At 45.1% G+C, this 19,451-nt stretch carries 17 protein-coding genes and 1 riboswitch; of the genes, 7 read left to right on the forward strand and 10 right to left on the reverse strand.

The annotated features are described in order from the left end of the window. Positions 1–5: 5 nt before the first annotated feature. Both DXX94_RS18140 and DXX94_RS18145 read right to left on the reverse strand, forming a co-directional pair. On the reverse strand, positions 6–1,163 hold the full coding sequence (locus DXX94_RS18140; RefSeq protein ID WP_116018073.1) for a patatin-like phospholipase family protein: 1,158 nt from the start codon (positions 1,161–1,163) through the stop codon (positions 6–8). A 147-nt stretch (positions 1,164–1,310) separates the two neighbouring features. After that, positions 1,311–1,670 (reverse strand): DUF3718 domain-containing protein, encoded by a 360-nt coding sequence (locus DXX94_RS18145; RefSeq protein WP_116000697.1) that lies wholly within the window; start codon positions 1,668–1,670, stop codon positions 1,311–1,313. 255 nt (positions 1,671–1,925) lie between these two features. Beyond that, positions 1,926–2,018, reverse strand: a riboswitch (cyclic di-GMP riboswitch). 155 nt (positions 2,019–2,173) lie between these two features. Here DXX94_RS18145 and DXX94_RS18150 point away from each other — a divergent pair. After that, positions 2,174–2,971 carry a hypothetical protein gene (locus DXX94_RS18150; RefSeq protein ID WP_116018075.1) on the forward strand — a complete coding sequence of 266 codons (798 nt, stop codon included), beginning with the start codon at positions 2,174–2,176 and terminating at the stop codon, positions 2,969–2,971. 273 nt (positions 2,972–3,244) lie between these two features. Here the strand turns inward: DXX94_RS18150 and DXX94_RS18155 are convergent, their stop codons facing one another. From DXX94_RS18155 to DXX94_RS18190, 8 genes are all read right to left on the reverse strand, one after another. After that, the gene (locus tag DXX94_RS18155) at positions 3,245–3,901 is read right to left on the reverse strand and encodes a 3-oxoacid CoA-transferase subunit B (RefSeq protein WP_116018077.1); all 657 of its coding nucleotides are present in this window, start codon (positions 3,899–3,901) and stop codon (positions 3,245–3,247) included. A gap of 18 nt (positions 3,902–3,919) precedes the next feature. After that, complete coding sequence (locus DXX94_RS18160; RefSeq protein ID WP_116018079.1) at positions 3,920–4,654, reverse strand: CoA transferase subunit A; 735 nt, start codon at positions 4,652–4,654, stop codon at positions 3,920–3,922. Positions 4,655–4,774: 120 nt separating this feature from the next. Next, positions 4,775–5,677, reverse strand: coding sequence for a hydroxymethylglutaryl-CoA lyase (locus DXX94_RS18165; protein WP_116018081.1), 903 nt, complete (start codon positions 5,675–5,677; stop codon positions 4,775–4,777). Next, positions 5,677–7,770 (reverse strand): acetyl/propionyl/methylcrotonyl-CoA carboxylase subunit alpha, encoded by a 2,094-nt coding sequence (locus DXX94_RS18170; RefSeq protein WP_116018645.1) that lies wholly within the window; start codon positions 7,768–7,770, stop codon positions 5,677–5,679. The genes DXX94_RS18165 and DXX94_RS18170 overlap by 1 nt, the downstream gene beginning before the upstream one ends. A 43-nt stretch (positions 7,771–7,813) precedes the next feature. Next, the gene (locus DXX94_RS18175; RefSeq protein WP_116018083.1) at positions 7,814–8,683 is read right to left on the reverse strand and encodes an enoyl-CoA hydratase/isomerase family protein; all 870 of its coding nucleotides are present in this window, start codon (positions 8,681–8,683) and stop codon (positions 7,814–7,816) included. A 9-nt stretch (positions 8,684–8,692) separates the two neighbouring features. Next, positions 8,693–10,300, reverse strand: a complete 1,608-nt coding sequence (locus DXX94_RS18180; protein WP_116018647.1) for a carboxyl transferase domain-containing protein — start codon at positions 10,298–10,300, stop codon at positions 8,693–8,695. Between the two features lie 47 nt (positions 10,301–10,347). Further along, a complete protein-coding gene (locus DXX94_RS18185; protein WP_116018085.1) occupies positions 10,348–11,517 on the reverse strand; it encodes an isovaleryl-CoA dehydrogenase in 1,170 nt (389 codons plus the stop codon). 195 nt (positions 11,518–11,712) lie between these two features. After that, positions 11,713–12,141, reverse strand: coding sequence for a MerR family transcriptional regulator (locus DXX94_RS18190; protein ID WP_116018087.1), 429 nt, complete (start codon positions 12,139–12,141; stop codon positions 11,713–11,715). 372 nt (positions 12,142–12,513) lie between these two features. On the opposite strand from DXX94_RS18190, the gene DXX94_RS18195 reads away from it, so the two are divergent. From DXX94_RS18195 to gmhB, 6 genes are all read left to right on the forward strand, one after another. Continuing rightward, positions 12,514–13,698: an acetyl-CoA C-acyltransferase gene (locus DXX94_RS18195; RefSeq protein ID WP_116018089.1), complete on the forward strand. Its 1,185-nt coding sequence runs from the start codon at positions 12,514–12,516 to the stop codon at positions 13,696–13,698. 488 nt (positions 13,699–14,186) lie between these two features. After that, positions 14,187–15,344 (forward strand): acyl-CoA dehydrogenase family protein, encoded by a 1,158-nt coding sequence (locus DXX94_RS18205; protein ID WP_116018093.1) that lies wholly within the window; start codon positions 14,187–14,189, stop codon positions 15,342–15,344. Positions 15,345–15,406: 62 nt separating this feature from the next. Next, a complete protein-coding gene (locus DXX94_RS18210; RefSeq protein ID WP_116018095.1) occupies positions 15,407–16,546 on the forward strand; it encodes an enoyl-CoA hydratase/isomerase family protein in 1,140 nt (379 codons plus the stop codon). 140 nt (positions 16,547–16,686) lie between these two features. Further along, complete coding sequence (mmsB, locus tag DXX94_RS18215) at positions 16,687–17,601, forward strand: 3-hydroxyisobutyrate dehydrogenase (RefSeq protein ID WP_116018097.1); 915 nt, start codon at positions 16,687–16,689, stop codon at positions 17,599–17,601. A 17-nt stretch (positions 17,602–17,618) separates the two neighbouring features. Beyond that, a complete protein-coding gene (locus DXX94_RS18220; protein ID WP_116018099.1) occupies positions 17,619–18,380 on the forward strand; it encodes an SDR family oxidoreductase in 762 nt (253 codons plus the stop codon). A 155-nt stretch (positions 18,381–18,535) separates the two neighbouring features. Further along, entirely contained in the window at positions 18,536–19,087 is a 552-nt protein-coding gene (gene gmhB / locus DXX94_RS18225) for a D-glycero-beta-D-manno-heptose 1,7-bisphosphate 7-phosphatase (protein WP_220348136.1), read from the forward strand. The last annotated feature ends 364 nt before the right edge of the window (positions 19,088–19,451 follow it).

Genomic DNA, 19,451 nt, shown 5'->3' on the forward strand with positions numbered 1-19,451 from the left:
GGAATTTAGCAACCTAGCGCTAAAAAGCCTCTAATATCTTGCTCTTGTGCCATGGCATCATTGAAGCCGAGTTTGATCAATTCTCGGCAATAATGTTTATCAAATAGTAAATAACTTAATAAGCTCGATTCAGGATCATTTTTTACGCCAACACTTCTTAGCATCAAACGAACCCCTACCGGTAGATATTCATAATATTCGCTGGCTAGGGCGTTAAAGTCGTGGCTTGGATTAATTAAAAAGCTACCAATTTGTTGCAAGCCACTTTTTTTCGCACGAACTTTAGGGTCGATTAGTGCTAGCGTGGCATTCATTCGGTTCATTCGTTCTAGGTCACTTTGCAGTGTGTCTGAAAAAACCGAGTCAAGCATATGACCGGCGACCGTAGCTAATGTAGGCGGGTGAGGGTTGTTTTCTATTGGGTGAATTGGTTGTTTAGGTTGTTCGACGCCAATGATGAAAATACGTTTTGCCCCTAAGTGAATAGGAGGGCTAAGTGGTGACAACTGATGGATTGAGCCGTCACCATAGTGTTGGTGGCGTATTTTTACCGAAGGAAAAACTAACGGAATTGCAGCTGATGCCATCAAATGTTCGCTGTCAATTTGGCACCGTTGACTGAGTCGCTTAGCTCTGACCCATGGCTCGATAGCTCTGGCCGACTGATAAAATGTCACCGAATCACCGCTGCAATAGCTCGATGCTGTAATCGATAGCGATGATAAATAGTGATTTTTTATATTAAGGTCGATTCGCTTAAAATCGATAACCTGATTGAGCAGCTGGCGTAGTGGTGCATTGTCGAGCAAACTACGTGGCCTTTTAAGTGCATAGTCTGCCTGAAATCCAGCAGCAAAGCCTGAAAATATATTATTAAAAACGGCCGCTGTATTAGTGCGATAAATGCGGTCGCACGATAAGTTTTTCCATATCCACTCCAGCTTTTTAACACCAAGATGAAAGCAAGATGCATAACAGGCTAGTGCCGTGGTATTAATTGCCCCAGCTGATGTGCCACAAAGGATCGGAAAGGGTATGCCGTGATTGCGCGGAATAAATTTCGCGATAGCCGAGAGTACACCTACTTGGTAGGCTGCGCGTGCGCCTCCACCAGTTAAGAGTAAAGCTGTTTTACTGCCTTTATAAGTTTTCTTTGGCGTCATTAACGTTGAGCTTCCTTGCAAGTACGGCGAATCGCTAACTATTAGCTTAGCGAAAAAAAAGCCAGCGGTTAAGCTGGCTTTTTCGTTTTAGCGACATAAGAATTATCAACTAGCAAAACATTATTACTAGTGTCTACCAGTTAATAATTAACTACTAACGCGAGCGTTAGCAGCATCCACTAAAGGTTGCGATCCTGCCTGTAGAGAATTTAAATTTGCAGAAACAACTTTCTTAGATAATTTTTTAATCATCATCGAACCTGTTTTTACAGAATTTTTCGCTACGGCAAACTCCAACAAGTTCTGACCATTACATTGAATACCAGAAAAAATACTACGTACTTTTAATTTATTCGTCTTTAAAAATGAACGCATGCGTTTTTTGTCATCAGCTGCCACGTATTCACATACACTTTGTGCAATGTCATTTGCGTTGGCTTTTGGTGCAGTAACCACAGACGTCAAAGTTAAAGCTGTGATGGTAGAAACTAGTAATAATTTTTTCATTTTTAATAACCTTAAAGCTAATTGAGTGTTAGAAAAAAGAAAAAACCACTGGAACGTACCCTTTTGATGAGGTAACTCCGCTGTCATAGACGATAAATTGATGAGAATTTGCTTACGATAAAGGTGGAGACTGTTCAGTAACTGAACGTCATACTTACAACTTGAGGTAAGGGCAAGACTCCTATTTTGCCGATATTCTACGTCCTTGATAAGCTTACTTAAGCGAGCTTAACGCAGTTAATGACAATTTGACCTAATATCAACATGCAAACACTTAACAATCTGTGTTTTGTCCTTAGACCGGTGGCTTTGCGTAGCATGCTTTCACATACTTTGCCTTTTCTTTGTCACCCTAATTAGTATCAAATCCGGTAACACTTTGCAACAAAGGCGGTTAAAAAGCGCGCTTTTACTTGGGTTGTAACTGTAAGGCAGTCTAAAGAGTTAGTGATAACCGTCTATAATTATTGAAACTTATCGGGAACCTAGGACGCTCAATAATCATGGATTTTTTTGACAATATTGTGATGTTAGTTGGCTGTCTACTGATTGTTGTAGGCGTAATCATGTTCGCCATTGGTAAGAAAGAGAGTGCTAACCAGAATAACGTGGAAGGGTTTGGTATTAAGGTTAACGTGAGTAACCCTTCAATTATTTTGATAGTGCTTGGTATCGGCTTATTACTCGTCCCTCGCTTATTGCCTAGCGACGCAAAAGTAGGTGGTAGCAGTGCAGACAAACCCGCAGTAGGCCTACCAAAACCTGCCCAGCCAGACTTTAGCGGCAACAGTGAAATTACAAAAGCAGATGATTCATACGAGGACTTAGGCCATGACGAACTTAGTGGCCGTGACGAAGGTGACAGTGGTTACTTGCCAGATCAAGATAAAAGCAACGAACAGGAATTTGAACCTGTATTTGAACCTAAAAGAAAAAATCAGCCACAAATTTACTTTCCAAGTGGGCTATGGCAATTAAGCGGTTACGCTGAAAATGGCATTGATTTAACCGATAACGTAAATGGTTCTATCGATTTTAGTCCGCGCTCAAGCAATAGCGCTCAATGGGTTACTGACTTTGTTATTGTCGACGGTTGGGGCAATATGGCGCGCTATCAATACCAAGGATCGATGAGTTATCGAAATGGTGGTTACTTTATTACCATAGTAAACAGCACAGATCCTAATTTTACCGGTCAACAATCTGCCCCGATGGATTTAAAAATAGATAGCGATGGTAGGCTACATATGGGCTATCGTATTAATAATATGGATATTTTGATCCACTGGTTAGAGAACTAACGGCAGCTAATATTGCAATGCAGTCTAGTTGTGTTAAGAGCCCAAAACTTCAAACTGGAAAGTTTAATAATCAATAGCTAGCGCTCAATAATCATTGGTAAAAGCTCAGTAGTCCTAAGTTTTTGCCATCGATGAATCCGGGGAGCAGGGAGCTGTCGGCTAAGAGCTGTGAGGTAGGAATAGCGAGCCGTTATCAATTTTGCGATGAGATAACGGCTATATTTGCGGAAACGATTTAATTAGCTAATTTAGCCAAAAAACAGCTTCAAAGCGCTAAAACTGCATTTCAGGCACTTGTTCAGGTACCACTAATTCACCAGCGGTCAGCTTAACGATTTCTGCTACTGACACGCCGGGTGCGCGTTCAAGCAAATGGAATTTACCATCTTTTATTTCCAAAAAGGCCAGATCTGTTAGCACCTTTTTAATACAGCCTTTGCCAGTTAAGGGCAGGGTGCATTCAGGTAGTAACTTTGACTCACCGTGCTTTGAGGCATGGGTCATGGTGACAATAATATTATCCGCGCCAGCGACTAAATCCATCGCACCACCCATACCTTTGATCAGCTTACCGGGGATCATATAGGAGGCAATATTACCGTGAATATCTACTTCAAATGCGCCTAAAACCGTTAAATCAACATGACCGCCACGGATCATGGCAAATGATTCCGCCGAGTCAAAAATCGACGCACCAGTGATTGCGGTTACCGTTTGCTTGCCCGCGTTGATCATATCAGCGTCTAACTCATCTTCGGTGGGAAATTGCCCCATGCCGAGCAAGCCATTTTCTGATTGCAGCATCACTTCCATGCCCTCTGGCACATAGTTAGCGACTAGGGTAGGGATGCCGATACCAAGGTTAACGTAATAACCGTCTTTTAGCTCTTGCGCAACGCGCATTGCAATTTGTTCACGTGATAATGCCATGATGTGCTCCTTATGCGCTTATAAGTCAGTTGAGTGAGCTGAGTCGGTTGACTGAACAGGGCGAACAGTGCGCTGCTCAATGCGTTTTTCAAAACTGCCTTGGATCAGGCGGTCAACGTAAATTCCTGGGGTGTGGATCTGGTCAGGGTCGAGTTCGCCTGGTTCCACAATTTCTTCCACTTCCACCACAGTAATTTTGCCAGCGGTTGCTGCCATTGGGTTAAAGTTACGTGCGGTTTTACGAAATACTAAGTTGCCGTATCGATCGGCCTTCCATGCTTTAACAATGGCAAAGTCTCCTTTAATGGCTTCTTCTAAGATATAGTGGCGGCCATTAAATTCACGCTCTTCTTTGCCTTCTGCGACCGGTGTGCCATAACCTGTGGCAGTAAAAAATGCAGGAATGCCGGCGCCACCAGCGCGCATTTTTTCTGCCAAGGTGCCTTGTGGTGTTAGCTCCACTTCAAGTTCGCCTGACATCATTTGGCGTTCAAATTCCGCATTTTCACCCACATAAGAGGCGATAATTTTCTTAATTTGGCGTTCGGGTAGTAAAACCCCCAATCCAAAATCATCAACACCACAGTTATTTGAAACCACGGTTAAACCTTTAGTGCCTTTGCGTTTTATCTCGGCGATTAGGTTTTCTGGAATGCCACATAGGCCAAAACCGCCAGCAATTACGGTCATGTTATCGGTTAGATCAGCTAACGCTTCTTGGTAGCTAGCGACGACTTTATCAAATCCAGCCATAGTCAAACCTCATCATTATTGTGTCCCCATTTTCTAAAGCTTGTTGTATTTTTGTTACGTAGCTCTTGTACGTAATCTTTATCTGTAATTTTTGTATGAGTTTTTATTTTTATTGCTTGTTTATCGTCGGCTTGCTAACGCATTGGCCACTTTTGACATCGGCGGTCGCCCCAGTTTGTCACTGATAAACCAACTGATTTCAATTAATTTATCGAGATCAACGCCTGTGCTAATGCCATGGCCATTAAGCAGGTAAAGCACATCTTCGGTGGCGACGTTACCAGAAGCGCCTTCAGCATAGGGGCATCCACCGAGGCCACCGACAGAGCTGTCTACCACACTAATACCCAGTTGCAATGCGCAGTAAATATTAGCCACAGCTTGGCCATAGGTATCGTGAAAGTGGACGGCAAGTTTATTGATGGGAACCTGTTTTGTGACTTCCGTTAACATGCGCTTAACGCTGGCTGGCGTGCCAACACCAATAGTGTCGCCAAGGGAAACTTCATAGCAGCCCATCTCAACTAAGGTTTTGGCGACATTAGCGACTTTTTCAGGTGCAATCTCGCCCTCATAAGGGCAGCCAAGCACACAAGACACATAGCCTCTAACCTTGATGCCATGTGCCTGTGCGCTGGCTACCACTGGGGAAAAGCGCTCTAAGCTTTCGCTAATAGAACAGTTAATATTTTTTTGACTAAAGGCTTCTGAGGCAGCACCAAAAATCGCGACTTCTTCTACGCCTGCGGCAAGCGCAGCCTCAAAACCTTTAAAATTGGGTGTTAGGGCAGCGTAAGTGACCCCTGCTTTTTTATCTATGCCTTGGCAAACCTCAGTTGAAGTGGCCATTTGCGGTACCCATTTAGGGGAGACAAAACTGCCTGCTTCAATATAACTTAGGCCAGCATCGGTTAAGCGATTAATCAGCGCAATTTTATCGGCGCCACTAATAAGCTTAGCTTCATTTTGCAGACCATCGCGTGGTCCAACTTCGACCAGTTTTACGGCTGAGGGCATCGCCATTAGCTGTTCTCCGCGTTTGCAATTGCGGTGGCTTCAAAGCTCAGTAGCTCTGCGCCACCGTCAACCATATCGCCTGCGGTAAAAAACACATCCGTTACTGTGCCGTCACTGGGCGCTTTAATGGTATGTTCCATTTTCATCGCTTCCATGATCACCAAAGGTTGATCTTTAACAACGGAATCGCCAGCATTGACCAGCACCGCGACCATAGTGCCATTCATCGGCGCCGATAAGCCGCCCGTTTGATGCTCTGCCTCATTGTCACCCAGATCCGGTAATACCTGAGTAAAGTTAAATACGCCGTTAGGACGAAACAGACTGATTTGCTTATTTTGAGAGCGCTTATACTGAGCTTGTTGATGTTCGTTAATCGCAATTTGTGCACTGCCGCGATAACCATCAATAATAAAATCTAACTGGCTACCACAAATTTTCCCTTGGCAGTTGTGGCGCTTGTCGCCAACTTGAATGTGATAAGTGACATCACCATTGCTACTCAGTTTTTGCACGCTGCTAATTTCAAAGATTTGCTCGCCGTGTAAGGTCGAGTGGGCAAGGGTCAGCGATATTTGGCTTGGCTGATTAAGTCGCCAGCCAATCGGCTGATGCCAAGGGGAGTTTGGGTCTGTGCTTGCGGTTGCAACTTGTTGTGCGTCTTGCGCTTGTTTGAGTAACAAATACAAAGCCGCCATCGGTAATTCTTGCGATAGGGTTTGCTGATCTTCATGGAAGATCAATGCTTGATGTTTTTCGATAAAGCCCGTGTCGAGTTCGGCATCAACAAAAGGCTTACTGGTAGTTAAGTTGTAAAGGAAGTCGATGTTAGTAGTGACCCCGTTAACACGGTATTCCGCTAGTGCTTTGCTTAGTCGTTGCAGCGCTTTTTCACGAGACTCATCCCAGACCACCAGTTTGGCAATCATAGGATCATAGTAAACACTGACTTCATCCCCTTGCAGTACGCCCGTATCAATGCGAACGTGCTCGCTTTCTTGCGGTGTTTGTAAAAATGTTAGCTGACCTGTTGCTGGCAAAAAGTCGTTGGCTGGATCTTCCGCGTAAATACGCGCTTCAAAGGCATGGCCGTTGATGGCTAATTCATTTTGCTGCTTCGGCAATGGCTCGCCAGCGGCGACGCGCAGTTGCCATTCCACTAAATCTTGACCACTAATATATTCGGTCACTGGGTGTTCCACCTGCAAGCGGGTATTCATCTCCATAAAATAGAAGGCTTGCTCGCCAGTTTCTGGATGTGTATCGAGTAAGAATTCCACTGTGCCCGCACCGCGATAGCCAATTGCTTGTGCTGACTGAATAGCAGCCTGACCCATTTGTTCGCGCAGTGTTTCACTCATATGGGGAGCTGGCGCTTCTTCAATCACCTTTTGGTGACGACGCTGTACCGAGCAATCGCGTTCAAACAGGTACACCGCATTGTCGTGATTGTCGCAAAACACTTGAATTTCAACATGACGCGGTTGCGTTAAGTATTTTTCCACCAGCATAGTATCGTCGCCAAAACTAGCGGCGGCTTCACGTTTAGCGGCAGCGAGACCATCACTAAACTCTTCGCTCGACCATACTTGGCGCATACCTTTACCGCCACCACCAGCGGTCGCCTTGAGCAGCACTGGATAACCCATTTCGTCAGCCGCTTGTTTAAGTACTGCTTCTGATTGATGATCACCGTGATAACCGGGCACTAGCGGCACTTGTGCCTGCTCCATAATGTTTTTAGCGGCAGATTTTGAGCCCATGGCTTCAATGGCTTCACTTGGTGGGCCAATAAAGGTGATCTGGTTTTCGGCACAAAGACGGCAAAATTCTGCGTTTTCCGACAAAAAGCCATAGCCGGGATGGATGGCTTGCGCCCCTGTTTGCAATGCGGCGGTAATCACCTTATCGGCTTTTAAGTAACTGTCTTTTGATGGCGGGGCACCTAAATAAACCGCTTCATCGGCCATATTAACGTGTAAGGCGTTTTGGTCGGCATCTGAATAAACTGCGACGGTCGCAATCCCCATTTTGCGGGCGGTTTTTATGATGCGGCAGGCAATTTCCCCGCGATTGGCGATAAGTATCTTGGTAAACATGGCTGTTGTTGTCATTGTTTTTGTCATTTTCTGATAGACCCTTTTAGCTTGATTGCCAGTTGGCAGGTCGTTTATCGAAAAAGGCGGTTAATCCCTCTTGTCCTTCTGGAGATACACGAATCGCGGCAATGCGTTGACTGGTTTCTTGAATCAGCTGGTCGTTTATGGGGCGACCAGCGACATCCATTGCCAGTTGTTTAGCTTGCTTAACGGCATCAGGGCCATTGGCGAGCAGGGTAGTGATCACTTGCAGAACTTGCCCGCTAAGCTGTTCGCTCGTTGTTATTTCATCCACTAAGCCTAGTTGTTGGGCTTTTGCTGCGCTAAAGCGCTCTGCGGTTTGAAAATAGCGGCGGCTGGCTTTTAAGCCGATAGCACTGACCACATAAGGGCTAATCGTGGCTGGAATAAGGCCAAGTTTTACTTCGCTTAAACAAAAGCTTGCTTTGTCACTGGCTATTACCATATCGCAGCAGCTCGCCAAACCGACCGCACCACCAAAGGCTGCGCCTTGCACTTGGGCGATGGTAGTTTGCGGCATAAAATTTAAGGTGTAGAGCATGTCGGCAAGGGCACTGGCATCTTTGAGGTTTTCTTCATAATTGTAGGATGCCATGCGTTTCATCCAACTTAGATCTGCGCCTGCTGAAAAGCTTTTCCCGGTTGATGCTAACACCATGACCCGAATCGACTCGTCTGCGGCAATGGTTTTAAAGGTTTGGGTAAGCTGACTGATAATGTCATCGTCAAAGGCGTTATGCTTATCGGGATTATTAAGTGTAACCGTTGCAACACCATGGCCTTTGCTATCGCTGTCGACAGTAAAAAGTACCTTGTTTGTTATTGGATTTTTAGCGCCAGTTGCTGCTGTGTTCACTGCGCCAGCTGTGGCTGAAGAGCTTATTGAGTTCATCATCAACTCCTACATTCTGAACACGCCAAAGCGTGTTTCTTCGATAGGTTTATTTAGCGAAGCCGAAATGGCTAAACCGAGCACTTGGCGCGTATCGGCAGGATCAATCACACCATCATCCCAAAGACGCGCCGAAGCGTAGTAAGGGTGACCTTGGTGTTCGTAATTATCGATGATCGGTTGCTTAAATTCGGCGGCTTGCTCATCACTCCAGCTTTCGCCGCGTTTCGCCAGTTGATCCGATTTTACCTGCGCTAATACGCCAGCGGCTTGCTCGCCTCCCATCACAGAAATTCGTGCGTTAGGCCACATAAACAAAAAGCGCGGGTCGTAAGCACGGCCGCACATGCCGTAATTACCGGCACCGAAGCTACCGCCAATTAGTACGGTAAATTTAGGGACTTGCGCACAAGCCACTGCGGTCACCATTTTGGCGCCATGCTTGGCGATGCCGCCCGCTTCATATTGCTGGCCAACCATAAAGCCAGTAATATTTTGCAGGAACACTAAAGGTATTTTGCGCTGGGCACAAAGCTCAACAAAATGCGCACCTTTTTGTGCCGACTCGCCAAATAAAATACCGTTGTTGGCAACAATCCCGACCGGATAGCCAAAGATATGTGCAAAACCACACACTAAGGTAGTGCCGTACAAGGCTTTAAATTCATCAAACTCACTGCCATCAACGATACGAGCGATAACTTCGCGGACATCGTAAGATTGGCGCGGGTCTTTAGGTACGATGCCGTAAATCTCCTGAGGATCATAAGCTGGCGCGCTGACTTCCTTGATACTCAATTGCATGGACTTAACGCGATTCAGGTTAGTGATGGCACTACGTGCTAATGACAGGGCGTGGTGATCGTTTTGTGCGTAATGATCGGCAACACCAGAAGTGCGGCAATGTACATCCGCACCGCCTAGCTCTTCAGCACTGACCACTTCACCAGTGGCGGCTTTAACCAGTGGCGGGCCCGCGAGGAAAATAGTGCCTTGCTCTTTCACGATAATCGACTCATCTGCCATGGCAGGTACGTAGGCACCACCAGCAGTGCAAGAGCCCATAACGACGGCAATCTGCGGAATATTCTGTGCCGACATATTGGCCTGATTAAAGAAGATACGGCCAAAGTGTTCGCGATCAGGAAACACTTCATCTTGGTTCGGCAGATTGGCACCGCCAGAGTCCACCAAGTAAATACAAGGCAGGTTGTTTTCTTGGGCAATGGTTTGAGCACGCAGGTGTTTTTTTACCGTGAGCGGGTAGTAAGTGCCGCCTTTCACCGTGGCGTCATTGGCAACAATTACACATTCCTGACCATCAACACGGCCGATACCAGTAATGATGCCAGCAGCTGGTACATTGTCATCATAAACTTGATGAGCTGCTAATTGCGAAAGCTCTAAAAAAGGCGAGCCTGCATCCAGTAACTGGTAAACGCGCTCGCGAGGCAGCAGTTTGCCGCGCGCTAAATGACGCTCGCGACTCTTCTCGCCACCACCTAATTGGATATCTGCAATGGTTGTATTGAGATCGCCAACTTGCTGCTGCATATGCGCTGCATTATCAAGAAACTCCTGACTGCGCGGATTTATTTTTGATTGGATCTTTGCCATAAATAGTGCCATAGATTGTGCCTTTACTTATACGTTAACAAACTGCCTTACTTGCTTTCGTTAAACAGTTCGCGACCAATTAGCATGCGGCGAATTTCTGAGGTACCAGCACCAATTTCGTAAAGTTTGGCGTCGCGTAATAGTCGACCGGTTGGGAATTCATTGATGTAACCGTTGCCACCTAATAGCTGAATCGCATCAAGCGCCATCTTAGTGGCTAGCTCTGCAGAATAAAGAATGACGCCAGCGGCATCTTTACGGGTTGTTTCACCGCGATCACAGGCTTGTGCCACCATATAAATATAGGATTTAGCTGCATTCATCTGGGTGTACATATCGGCGACCTTACCTTGTACTAACTGGAATTCACCGATCGATTGACCAAATTGCTGGCGATCGTGAATATAAGGCACAACGAGATCCATGCAGGCGTCCATAATGCCCAGTGGCCCGCCAGAAAGGACTACGCGCTCGTAATCTAGGCCCGACATTAATACGCCAACGCCTTTACCTTCTGCGCCAAGTATATTTTCAGCGGGTACTTCACAGTTTTCAAACACTAGCTCACAGGTGTTTGAGCCACGCATGCCTAGCTTGTCGAGTTTTTGATGGCGACTAAAGCCGGGAAAGTCTCGCTCAACAATAAAGGCGGTTATGCCTTTTGAACCAGCAGTAACATCGGTTTTTGCGTAGATAATGTAAACATGTGCATCTGGGCCATTAGTGATCCACATTTTGTTGCCGTTTAACACGTAGACATCGCCGCGTTTCTCGGCCTTTAACTTCATGCTCACTACGTCAGAACCAGCATTTGGCTCAGACATTGCCAAGGCGCCAATATGCTCACCGCTGCAAAGCTTAGGTAGGTATTTTAGTTTCTGTTCGTGACTACCGTTTTTACGTAATTGATTTAAGCATAGGTTCGACATGGCACCGTAGCTCAGGCCAACCGATGCAGATGCGCGGCTGATTTCCTGCATGGCAACTACATGTGCAAGGTAACCTAAACCTGTGCCGCCATATTCTTCTTCAACTGTCATCCCCAATAAGCCGAGATCGCCAAACTTGCGCCACAAATCCATCGGAAATTCATTGTCGATATCGATTTGTGCAGCTCGTGGCGCAATTTCATCGCGGGCAAAGGCGTTAACCTGATCGCGGATCATGTCAACGGTTTCCCCGAGGTTAAAATTTAAAGAAGAAAAATTGGCAATCATGGATGTTCCTTAATTATTTGATTAACTACTCAACTCGAATGGGCGAGTTAGCGAGATAATCAGGGTGGTAAACGGCTCTTGTTGTAATGTTTATTTTGTTTAATGCACTTAATCAGTGTGCGCATAAGTAGTGGACTGTGCTTAATCATTATTTTTTGAGTTAGTTGTTAAGCACAGTCTCACTTGGTTGCATGGCTAGCGATTAGTCACCTTGGCTAAGGTGTTTAAACAGCTTTGTTCTAAATTTGTTAGCTCCACCAGCACGATTTTGATATCTTCCAGTTGCTGGTGAAGGTCTGCTTTTTTATCAGCAATCAATTCCAAGATGGTTTCCAGCTGCTTCGCGCTGGTTTTGTCCACATCGTAGAGTTCAAATAGTCGCCCCGTTTCTGCCAGCGAGAAGCCAAGGCGCTTACCGCGCAAAATAAGTTTTAAGCGAACGCGATCGCGCAAGCTGTAAATTCTGGTTTGACCGCGACGGGTGGGGGCTAACAAGCCCTGATCTTCATAAAAGCGAATGCTACGTGTGGTGATATCAAACTCTTTTGCCAATTCGCCAATGGCATAAGTTTTAACTGCGGCACTGGCATCAGATTTAGCGTGGCTTTCAGTGTTACTCGACATATAAAAACGGAAAATAGTGAAAATTTACTTGCTCACCAATATAGGGTAAGTTTACGTTAAGGTAAAGCTGAGGGGCAGCTAAGATAATCGTACTTTTTGTAAGCAAAAAGTTACAGCTAGTCGAGTGTTCCGCGCAGTTAACTTTGCGTCAAAGGCAGATCCAAGCTTGAGATTGCTCTAGAGTATTTGCCAATTCGTATCAGCATTTAGCCCGTTTATGGTGTGACTTAACGTTGGCGTAAAGGTGAATTTAAGATAGGCTAGCCGCCATTAATACCAATATGAGCCGCTAATGTTCTCAAGTCATTATCGGCACAGCGATTAACACTAAATGCAATACTATATGCAACAAATAAAAGTGGAGACTAGGTTATGTCAGTGTCAGATCCCGTAGTAATTGTTTCAGCAACGCGCACGCCAATGGGCGGTTTTCAAGGTTCATTATCATCAGTTACCGCGCCACAATTAGGTAGTGTCGCGATTAAAGCGGCGGTTGAGCAAGCTGGTTTAGGCTCAGATCAAGTCGATGAAGTTGTGATGGGCTGTGTGTTACCGGCTGGCTTAAAACAGGCACCTGCGCGTCAAGCAGCCTTAGGTGCTGGCCTTGCGCAATCAACACTCGCCAATACCATTAACAAAGTGTGTGGCTCAGGCATGAAGTCGGTCATGGATGTTCATGATTCATTATTGGTTGGCTCGATTGACGTTGCCGTGGCTGGTGGCATGGAAAGCATGTCAAACGCACCTTACATGTTGCCAAAAGCACGTGGCGGCATGCGCATGGGACATGGTCAAGTGATTGATCATATGATGATGGATGGTCTTGAAAATGCGAACGATAGCGTCGCAATGGGTTGTTTTGCGCAATCAATGGCCGATGATGAAAATTATACTCGTGAAGCCATGGACGAATACGCGATTCGCTCCTTATCTCGCGCTAATGCTGCGATTGAATCTGGTGCATTTACCAATGAAATTTCGCCAGTGACAGTTTCATCTCGTCGCGGTGATACGATTGTCGATACCGACGAGCAACCGGGTAATGCTCTCCCAGAGAAAATTCCTTCATTGCGTCCAGCATTTAAAAAAGACGGCACAGTGACCGCTGCTAACTCTAGCTCAATTTCAGATGGCGCTGCAGCGTTAGTGCTAATGAAGCAATCAGAAGCTGAAAAGCGCGGCCTAACACCGATTTGTAAAATTGTCGCTCATGCTACACACGCGCAAGCGCCAGAAGAATTTACTGCTGCTCCTGTTGGTGCCATGAGTAAATTATTAGATCGCGCTGGTTGGTCAGTTGCTGATGTTGATTTATTTGAAATTAACGAAGCCTTTGCCATGGTGGCCATGCTAGGTATTGATAAATTGGGCCTAGATATTGAAAAAGTGAATATCAATGGCGGTGCTTGCGCACTGGGTCACCCATTAGGTGCAAGTGGTGCGCGCATTATGGTTACGCTAATTCACGCGTTAAAAAATAAAGGCTTATCAAAAGGCGTGGCATCACTATGTATTGGTGGCGGTGAAGCAACCGCAATTGCATTGGAAATGTTCTAGTTTTTTAAAGCACTTTTTATAGCACTTATTATAACGTAAAGGTTAAGCCAGTGGCTGCTAATTAAAGCGTAGCCAATAATAAAAACAATAACGCTGGCTTGGCTAATAACGCTGATCATCAATAGATATAACTGATGATTAGTATAAATAAGCAATAAACGTAAACAACCGAAATACATTACAACAGGCTTTTTTAACACTTGCTTAGGCAATGGCAGCGCTACTGTTAAAGGTATCGCCATCAGCCAAAACCCAAAGAAGAATACGAACAGAACCAAAATAAATTGGTCGAACAAGCAATTGTTAAAGAGCACAAACAGCGGATTAACTGTCGGCAACACAAATAGAGCGCTTGAATTAGTGTGCTTTATTGTTGATGCCTAACTTTTGGCACCCAGTTTCTAGTGCTAGCGATTAGCAACAATTCTGGGGCTGATGACACTGAGCCAATAGTGAAGGTTACTCCGCGAATTACCGAGGAACTTTTTGTGAATTTTAACCTGACCGAAGATCAGCAGGCATTTTCTGATACTGCCAAGCAATTTGCCGATGCTGAATTGGCACCTTATGCAGCCAAGTGGGATGCCGAGCATATTTTTCCTAAAAACGTGATTACTCGCGCTGGTGAACTTGGCTTTTGTGGCTTATACACGCCAGAAGAGGCTGGCGGCTTAGGCTTGAGCCGATTAGATTCTGCGATCATTTTCGAACAACTTGCGATGGGCTGCACCGCAACCACGGCGATGATGACCATTCATAATATGGCGACTTGGATGATTGCCAGCTGGGGTAAAGATGCACTCAAACAAGCGTGGTGTCCAAGCTTAGTAACAGGCGAAAAGCTAGCCTCCTATTGTTTAACTGAACCGGGTGCTGGTTCTGATGCGGCATCGCTTCGCACCTCAGCCAAACGCGACGGCGATGATTACCTTATTAATGGTACTAAGATGTTTATCTCTGGTGCCGGTGAAACGGACATTTTAGTGGTCATGGCTCGCACTGGTGGCGAAGGTGCCGCGGGTATATCGGCAATCGCCATTCCAGCTGATACCGACGGCATTATTTATGGCAAGTCGGAAGAAAAGCTCGGCTGGAATGCCCAGCCAACCAAGCAAATTACCTTTGATAACGTCAGAGTTCCGGTTGAAAACTTGCTCGGTGAAGAAGGTGAAGGCTTTAAATTTGCCATGAAAGGGCTTGATGGTGGCCGCATTAATATTGCCGTTTGCTCTATAGGCACAGCCCAGCAAGCACTTAATACCGCGATGAGTTATATGCAAGAACGTGAACAATTTGGCAAGCCTATCGCAGCTTTTCAAGGTTTACAGTTCAAACTGGCGGACATGGCAACTGAACTAGTCGCTGCTCGTCAAATGGTCAGGCTGGCGGCATTTAAACTAGATAATAACGATCCAGAAAAAACAGCGTATTGCGCAATGGCAAAGCGTTTTGCCACTGATATCGGCTTTAAAGTTTGTGATGCTGCGCTGCAAATTCACGGTGGCTATGGTTATATCAAAGAATACCCGCTGGAACGCCATTTTAGAGATGTGCGTGTTCATCAAATTTTAGAAGGTACTAATGAAATTATGCGTGTCATTATCGCCCGTCGGTTATTGGCCGAAGGCTCAGGTCAATTGCTCTAAGCATTCATTTCGCGATTTTTATTAGGTACCTTTAATTATGAATCCCTTTTTAGGAAGTTTGTATGTCAGATGTAGTGCTATTTGAAACACTCAATTGTGTAAACGGTAAAGCGATAGGCGTTGCGACCCTCAATGCAGAAAAATCGCTTAATGCCTTAAGCGGTGAAATGATTGCGGCTTTATATCCGCAGCTACTTGCTTGGCAGCAAGACAACACTATTGCTGCTGTTTTATTGCAGGGAAATGGTGAAAAGGCGTTTTGTGCGGGCGGTGATATCGTCAAGCTTTACCGTGAAATGTGTAACCACCCAGATGCGTATGCGCCAGAAGTTGAAGCGTATTTTGCCAACGAATATCGGCTTGACCACCTCATTCACACATTCGGTAAGCCTTTTATGGTGTGGGGCAATGGTATTGTCATGGGTGGCGGCCTAGGAATGATGGTCGGCGGTAGTCATCGTATTGTCACTGAAACCAGTCGAATAGCCATGCCGGAAATCAGTATTGGTTTGTTGCCTGATGTTGGCGGTACAAAGTTCTTAAACGAAATGCCAGACAACTGCGGGTTGTTTTTAGGGCTGACTGGCGCATCAATTAATGCTGCCGATGCTAAGTACACGCATCTAGCTGACTTTTTTATGTTAGCAGCGCAAAAAAGTGCGCTATTAGATAAGTTAATGACCACACATTGGAGCGATACGGCTGCTGACAACCACAAATTGTTAAGTTCACTGATAAGTGAATTTGAGCAAGCTGCACAGCCATCACTGCCAGTGTCTCCAGTTCAAGAACACAAAGCGCTTATTAACCAAGTCACCTCTGCAAATACCTTATCCGAAATTGTTAACGATATTGTTAATTATCCAATTGAAGATAAGTGGTTTAACAGAGCGCAAGCTGCGCTTAAACACGGCAGCGCGATTAGCGCACACTTAGTCTATCGCCAATTGCGTGAAGGTAAGGGAATGTCGCTTGCTGATTGCTACCGTTTTGAGTTGGGGCTAACCGTTAAGGGCGGCAAATATGGAGAGTTCCAAGAGGGCGTTCGCGCTTTGCTTGTTGATAAAGACAATCAGCCAAACTGGCAGTTTGACTCTATTGCGTCTGTCGACAATGACGTTATCGATTGGTTTTTTTCTCCACCTTGGTCAGCATCAGAACATCCGCTGCTTGATTTAGGGAAATCAGAACAAAATTTATAGCGCAGGCTTGTTAAACACTTAATAAGAAAAACAAAAAAATTAAAGCCAGCAACATTATTACAAGAAAAGCTGATGTGGCCTAATGCACTTAAGACAAATGGTAACACAGCAAGGCACAATAAAGTGCAAGGAGGTTCATAATGGCAATAAAAATCGCCTTTATAGGCTTAGGTAACATGGGCGGGCCTATGGCTATTAACTTGGTCGAAGCGGGGCGCGAAAATGGTAACAAGGTGTGCGTTTACGACTTATCCGCACAAGCTGTGGTTGATGTGGTGGAGCATGGAGCAGCCACAGCTGTCTCTGCTAGTAAAGCCGTTGATGATGCTGATGTGATTATTTCTATGCTGCCTGCGGGCAAGCATGTTGAGCAACTATACCTAAGCGAAGGTGAAGGGCTTATTCACCGCATCAAGCCAGGCGCTTTGGTAATTGATTCGTCAACCATAGATGCAACCACGGCGAAGAAAGTGGCGAGGACGCTTGCTGAGCAGGGCATTGATTTTATCGATGCACCAGTATCTGGCGGCGTTGGCGGCGCGAAAGCAGGTACCTTAAGTTTTATGGTCGGTGGAACTGTTGAGAGCTTTACCCGAGCTGAGCCTATTCTTTCGCAAATGGGCAAAAACATCTTCCACGCTGGCGAACATGGCGCAGGACAAGTTGCCAAAGTGTGCAATAACATGCTGTTGTCAGTATTGATGGTGGGTACGTCAGAAGCGCTGCAACTTGGCATCGCCAATGGCCTAGATCCAAAAGTGCTATCCAATATTATGAGTAAATCATCAGGCAGTAATTGGACGCTTGATGTCTACAACCCTTGTCCTGATGTCATGGCAAATGTGCCTGCGTCTAATGATTATCAAGGCGGCTTTATGGTCGATTTGATGGCGAAAGATTTAGGGTTAGCAATGGAGACAGCGCTAGCTAGCAAATCATCAACGCCGATGGGCGCACTCGCCAGAAGCTTATATGCGATGCATGCGCAAGCCGGAAATGGTGGAATAGACTTTTCCAGTATCTTTAAAATTTTTGAGCAAAACCAGAACAATTAAAGTAGAAACGATTAACTATGAATGTAGAGAATAAAACCATAGTCATCACCGGTGGTGGCCAAGGGCTCGGGCGTGCTATTGCAGTCAATTTAGCTGAGCAAGGAGCAAAGTTAGCACTCATTGATTTAGATGCTGAGCTATTACAAGAAACAGTTACCTTAGTGGAGCAAGCGGGGTCTTCGGCTAAGCCTTATATTGCTAATGTCACCATTGAATCTGATGTAGAAGCCGTGTTTGAGCAGATAAACCGAGACTTCGAAGGCTTTGATGGGCTCGTTAACAACGCTGGAATTTTGCGCGACGGTATGCTGCTCAAAGAAAAAGACGGCGAAATTGTTAAGAAAATGTCATTAGCGCAATTTCAATCGGTTATTGACGTCAACCTTACCGGGGTATTCCTATGTGGCAGAGAAGCTGCTGCTCATATGGTTAATAATAAACGCAAAGGCGTTATTGTTAATATGTCTTCAATTGCCCGCAACGGTAATATGGGTCAAACCAACTACGCTGCATCAAAAGCCGGTGTTGTGGCCATGACGGTCACTTGGGCACGTGAGCTGGGGCGTTATGGTATTCGGGTGGGAGCTATTGCGCCGGGTGTTATCCGCACGGCAATGACAGATGCAATGAAACCGGAAATGCGTGAGCGTTTAGAAAAAATGAAACCTGTTGGTCGTCTTGGCGAAGCCAGTGAGATTGCTCATACGGTAAAATACATTTTTGAAAATGAATTCTTTACCGGACGTGTCGTGGAAATCGATGGCGGCTTAGCTATGTAGCTTATGTTATGCTGTGCTTAGGTTAGTTAAGGTTAGTTAGCTTATAATTAGTTCACGACTAGGTAAAAAGGCGAGTTTGATGCTCGTCTTTTTCTTTATCTAGACTTAACACAAGCTATATAAATAAGTAGTAAATAGAACAACTAGAGTAGATCATGAAAAAAGCACTATTTTTAGATCGTGACGGCATTATCAATATTGATCACGGCTATGTGCATAAAATAGAAGAGTTCGAGTTTGTCGATGGTATTTTTGATGTATGCCGTTATGCCTTAGATATGGGCTTTGAAATTATTGTTATCACCAATCAAGCAGGTATTGCTCGCGGTTATTATAGTGTGAGTGATTTTGAAGTGCTCACCAATTGGATGAAAGTGGAATTTGCTAAACGCGATATTCCAATTTCTGATGTCTACTTTTGTCCACACCACCCTGAACCCAAAAATCAAGAACAGGGTCACAATGAATTTGTTAAAACTTGCGATTGTCGTAAGCCTGCGCCCGGAATGATTTTGCAAGCGGCAAAAGATCATAATATCAATATCGCACATAGTGCTTTTATTGGCGATAAGGTCTCAGATATGAAAGCAGCAGAAGCGGCAGGTATTCACAATAAGATTCTGGTATCAAGCCAATATCAGGATGATGGAAATACTCATGCACATCGAATCAACTGTATAAAAGAAGCGGCTGCCTTCCTTTGTTAGGCATAAAACCCGTACTGTCGCGCAAAATATAAACACTTAAACTATAATATAGAGCTAATTGAAAAAAAGGTGTTGACGCCCAGCTAAAAATCTCTAAAATGCGCATCCACTTCCACGGGGCAGCCCAACGAAGTGTTTTGATAAGTTTAGTGAGCAAGTTTGCTAAGTAAACGGGTCAGATAACTTAGAAAAATGAGTTAAAGATTTTTTTAAAAAGTTGTTGACATCAATACTAGGAAGCGTAAAATGCGCATCCGCTCTCGCAGCTTAAGTCACACGGCAAAAGGCGCAGAGCAACCACAAAACACGAGTGAGATGTTTTGTTTGAATCGAAAGATTCAGTTCTTTAACAATTAGTTATCAT

This window comes from Thalassotalea euphylliae (assembly GCF_003390375.1).
GTDB lineage: Bacteria > Pseudomonadota > Gammaproteobacteria > Enterobacterales > Alteromonadaceae > Thalassotalea_F > Thalassotalea_F euphylliae_A.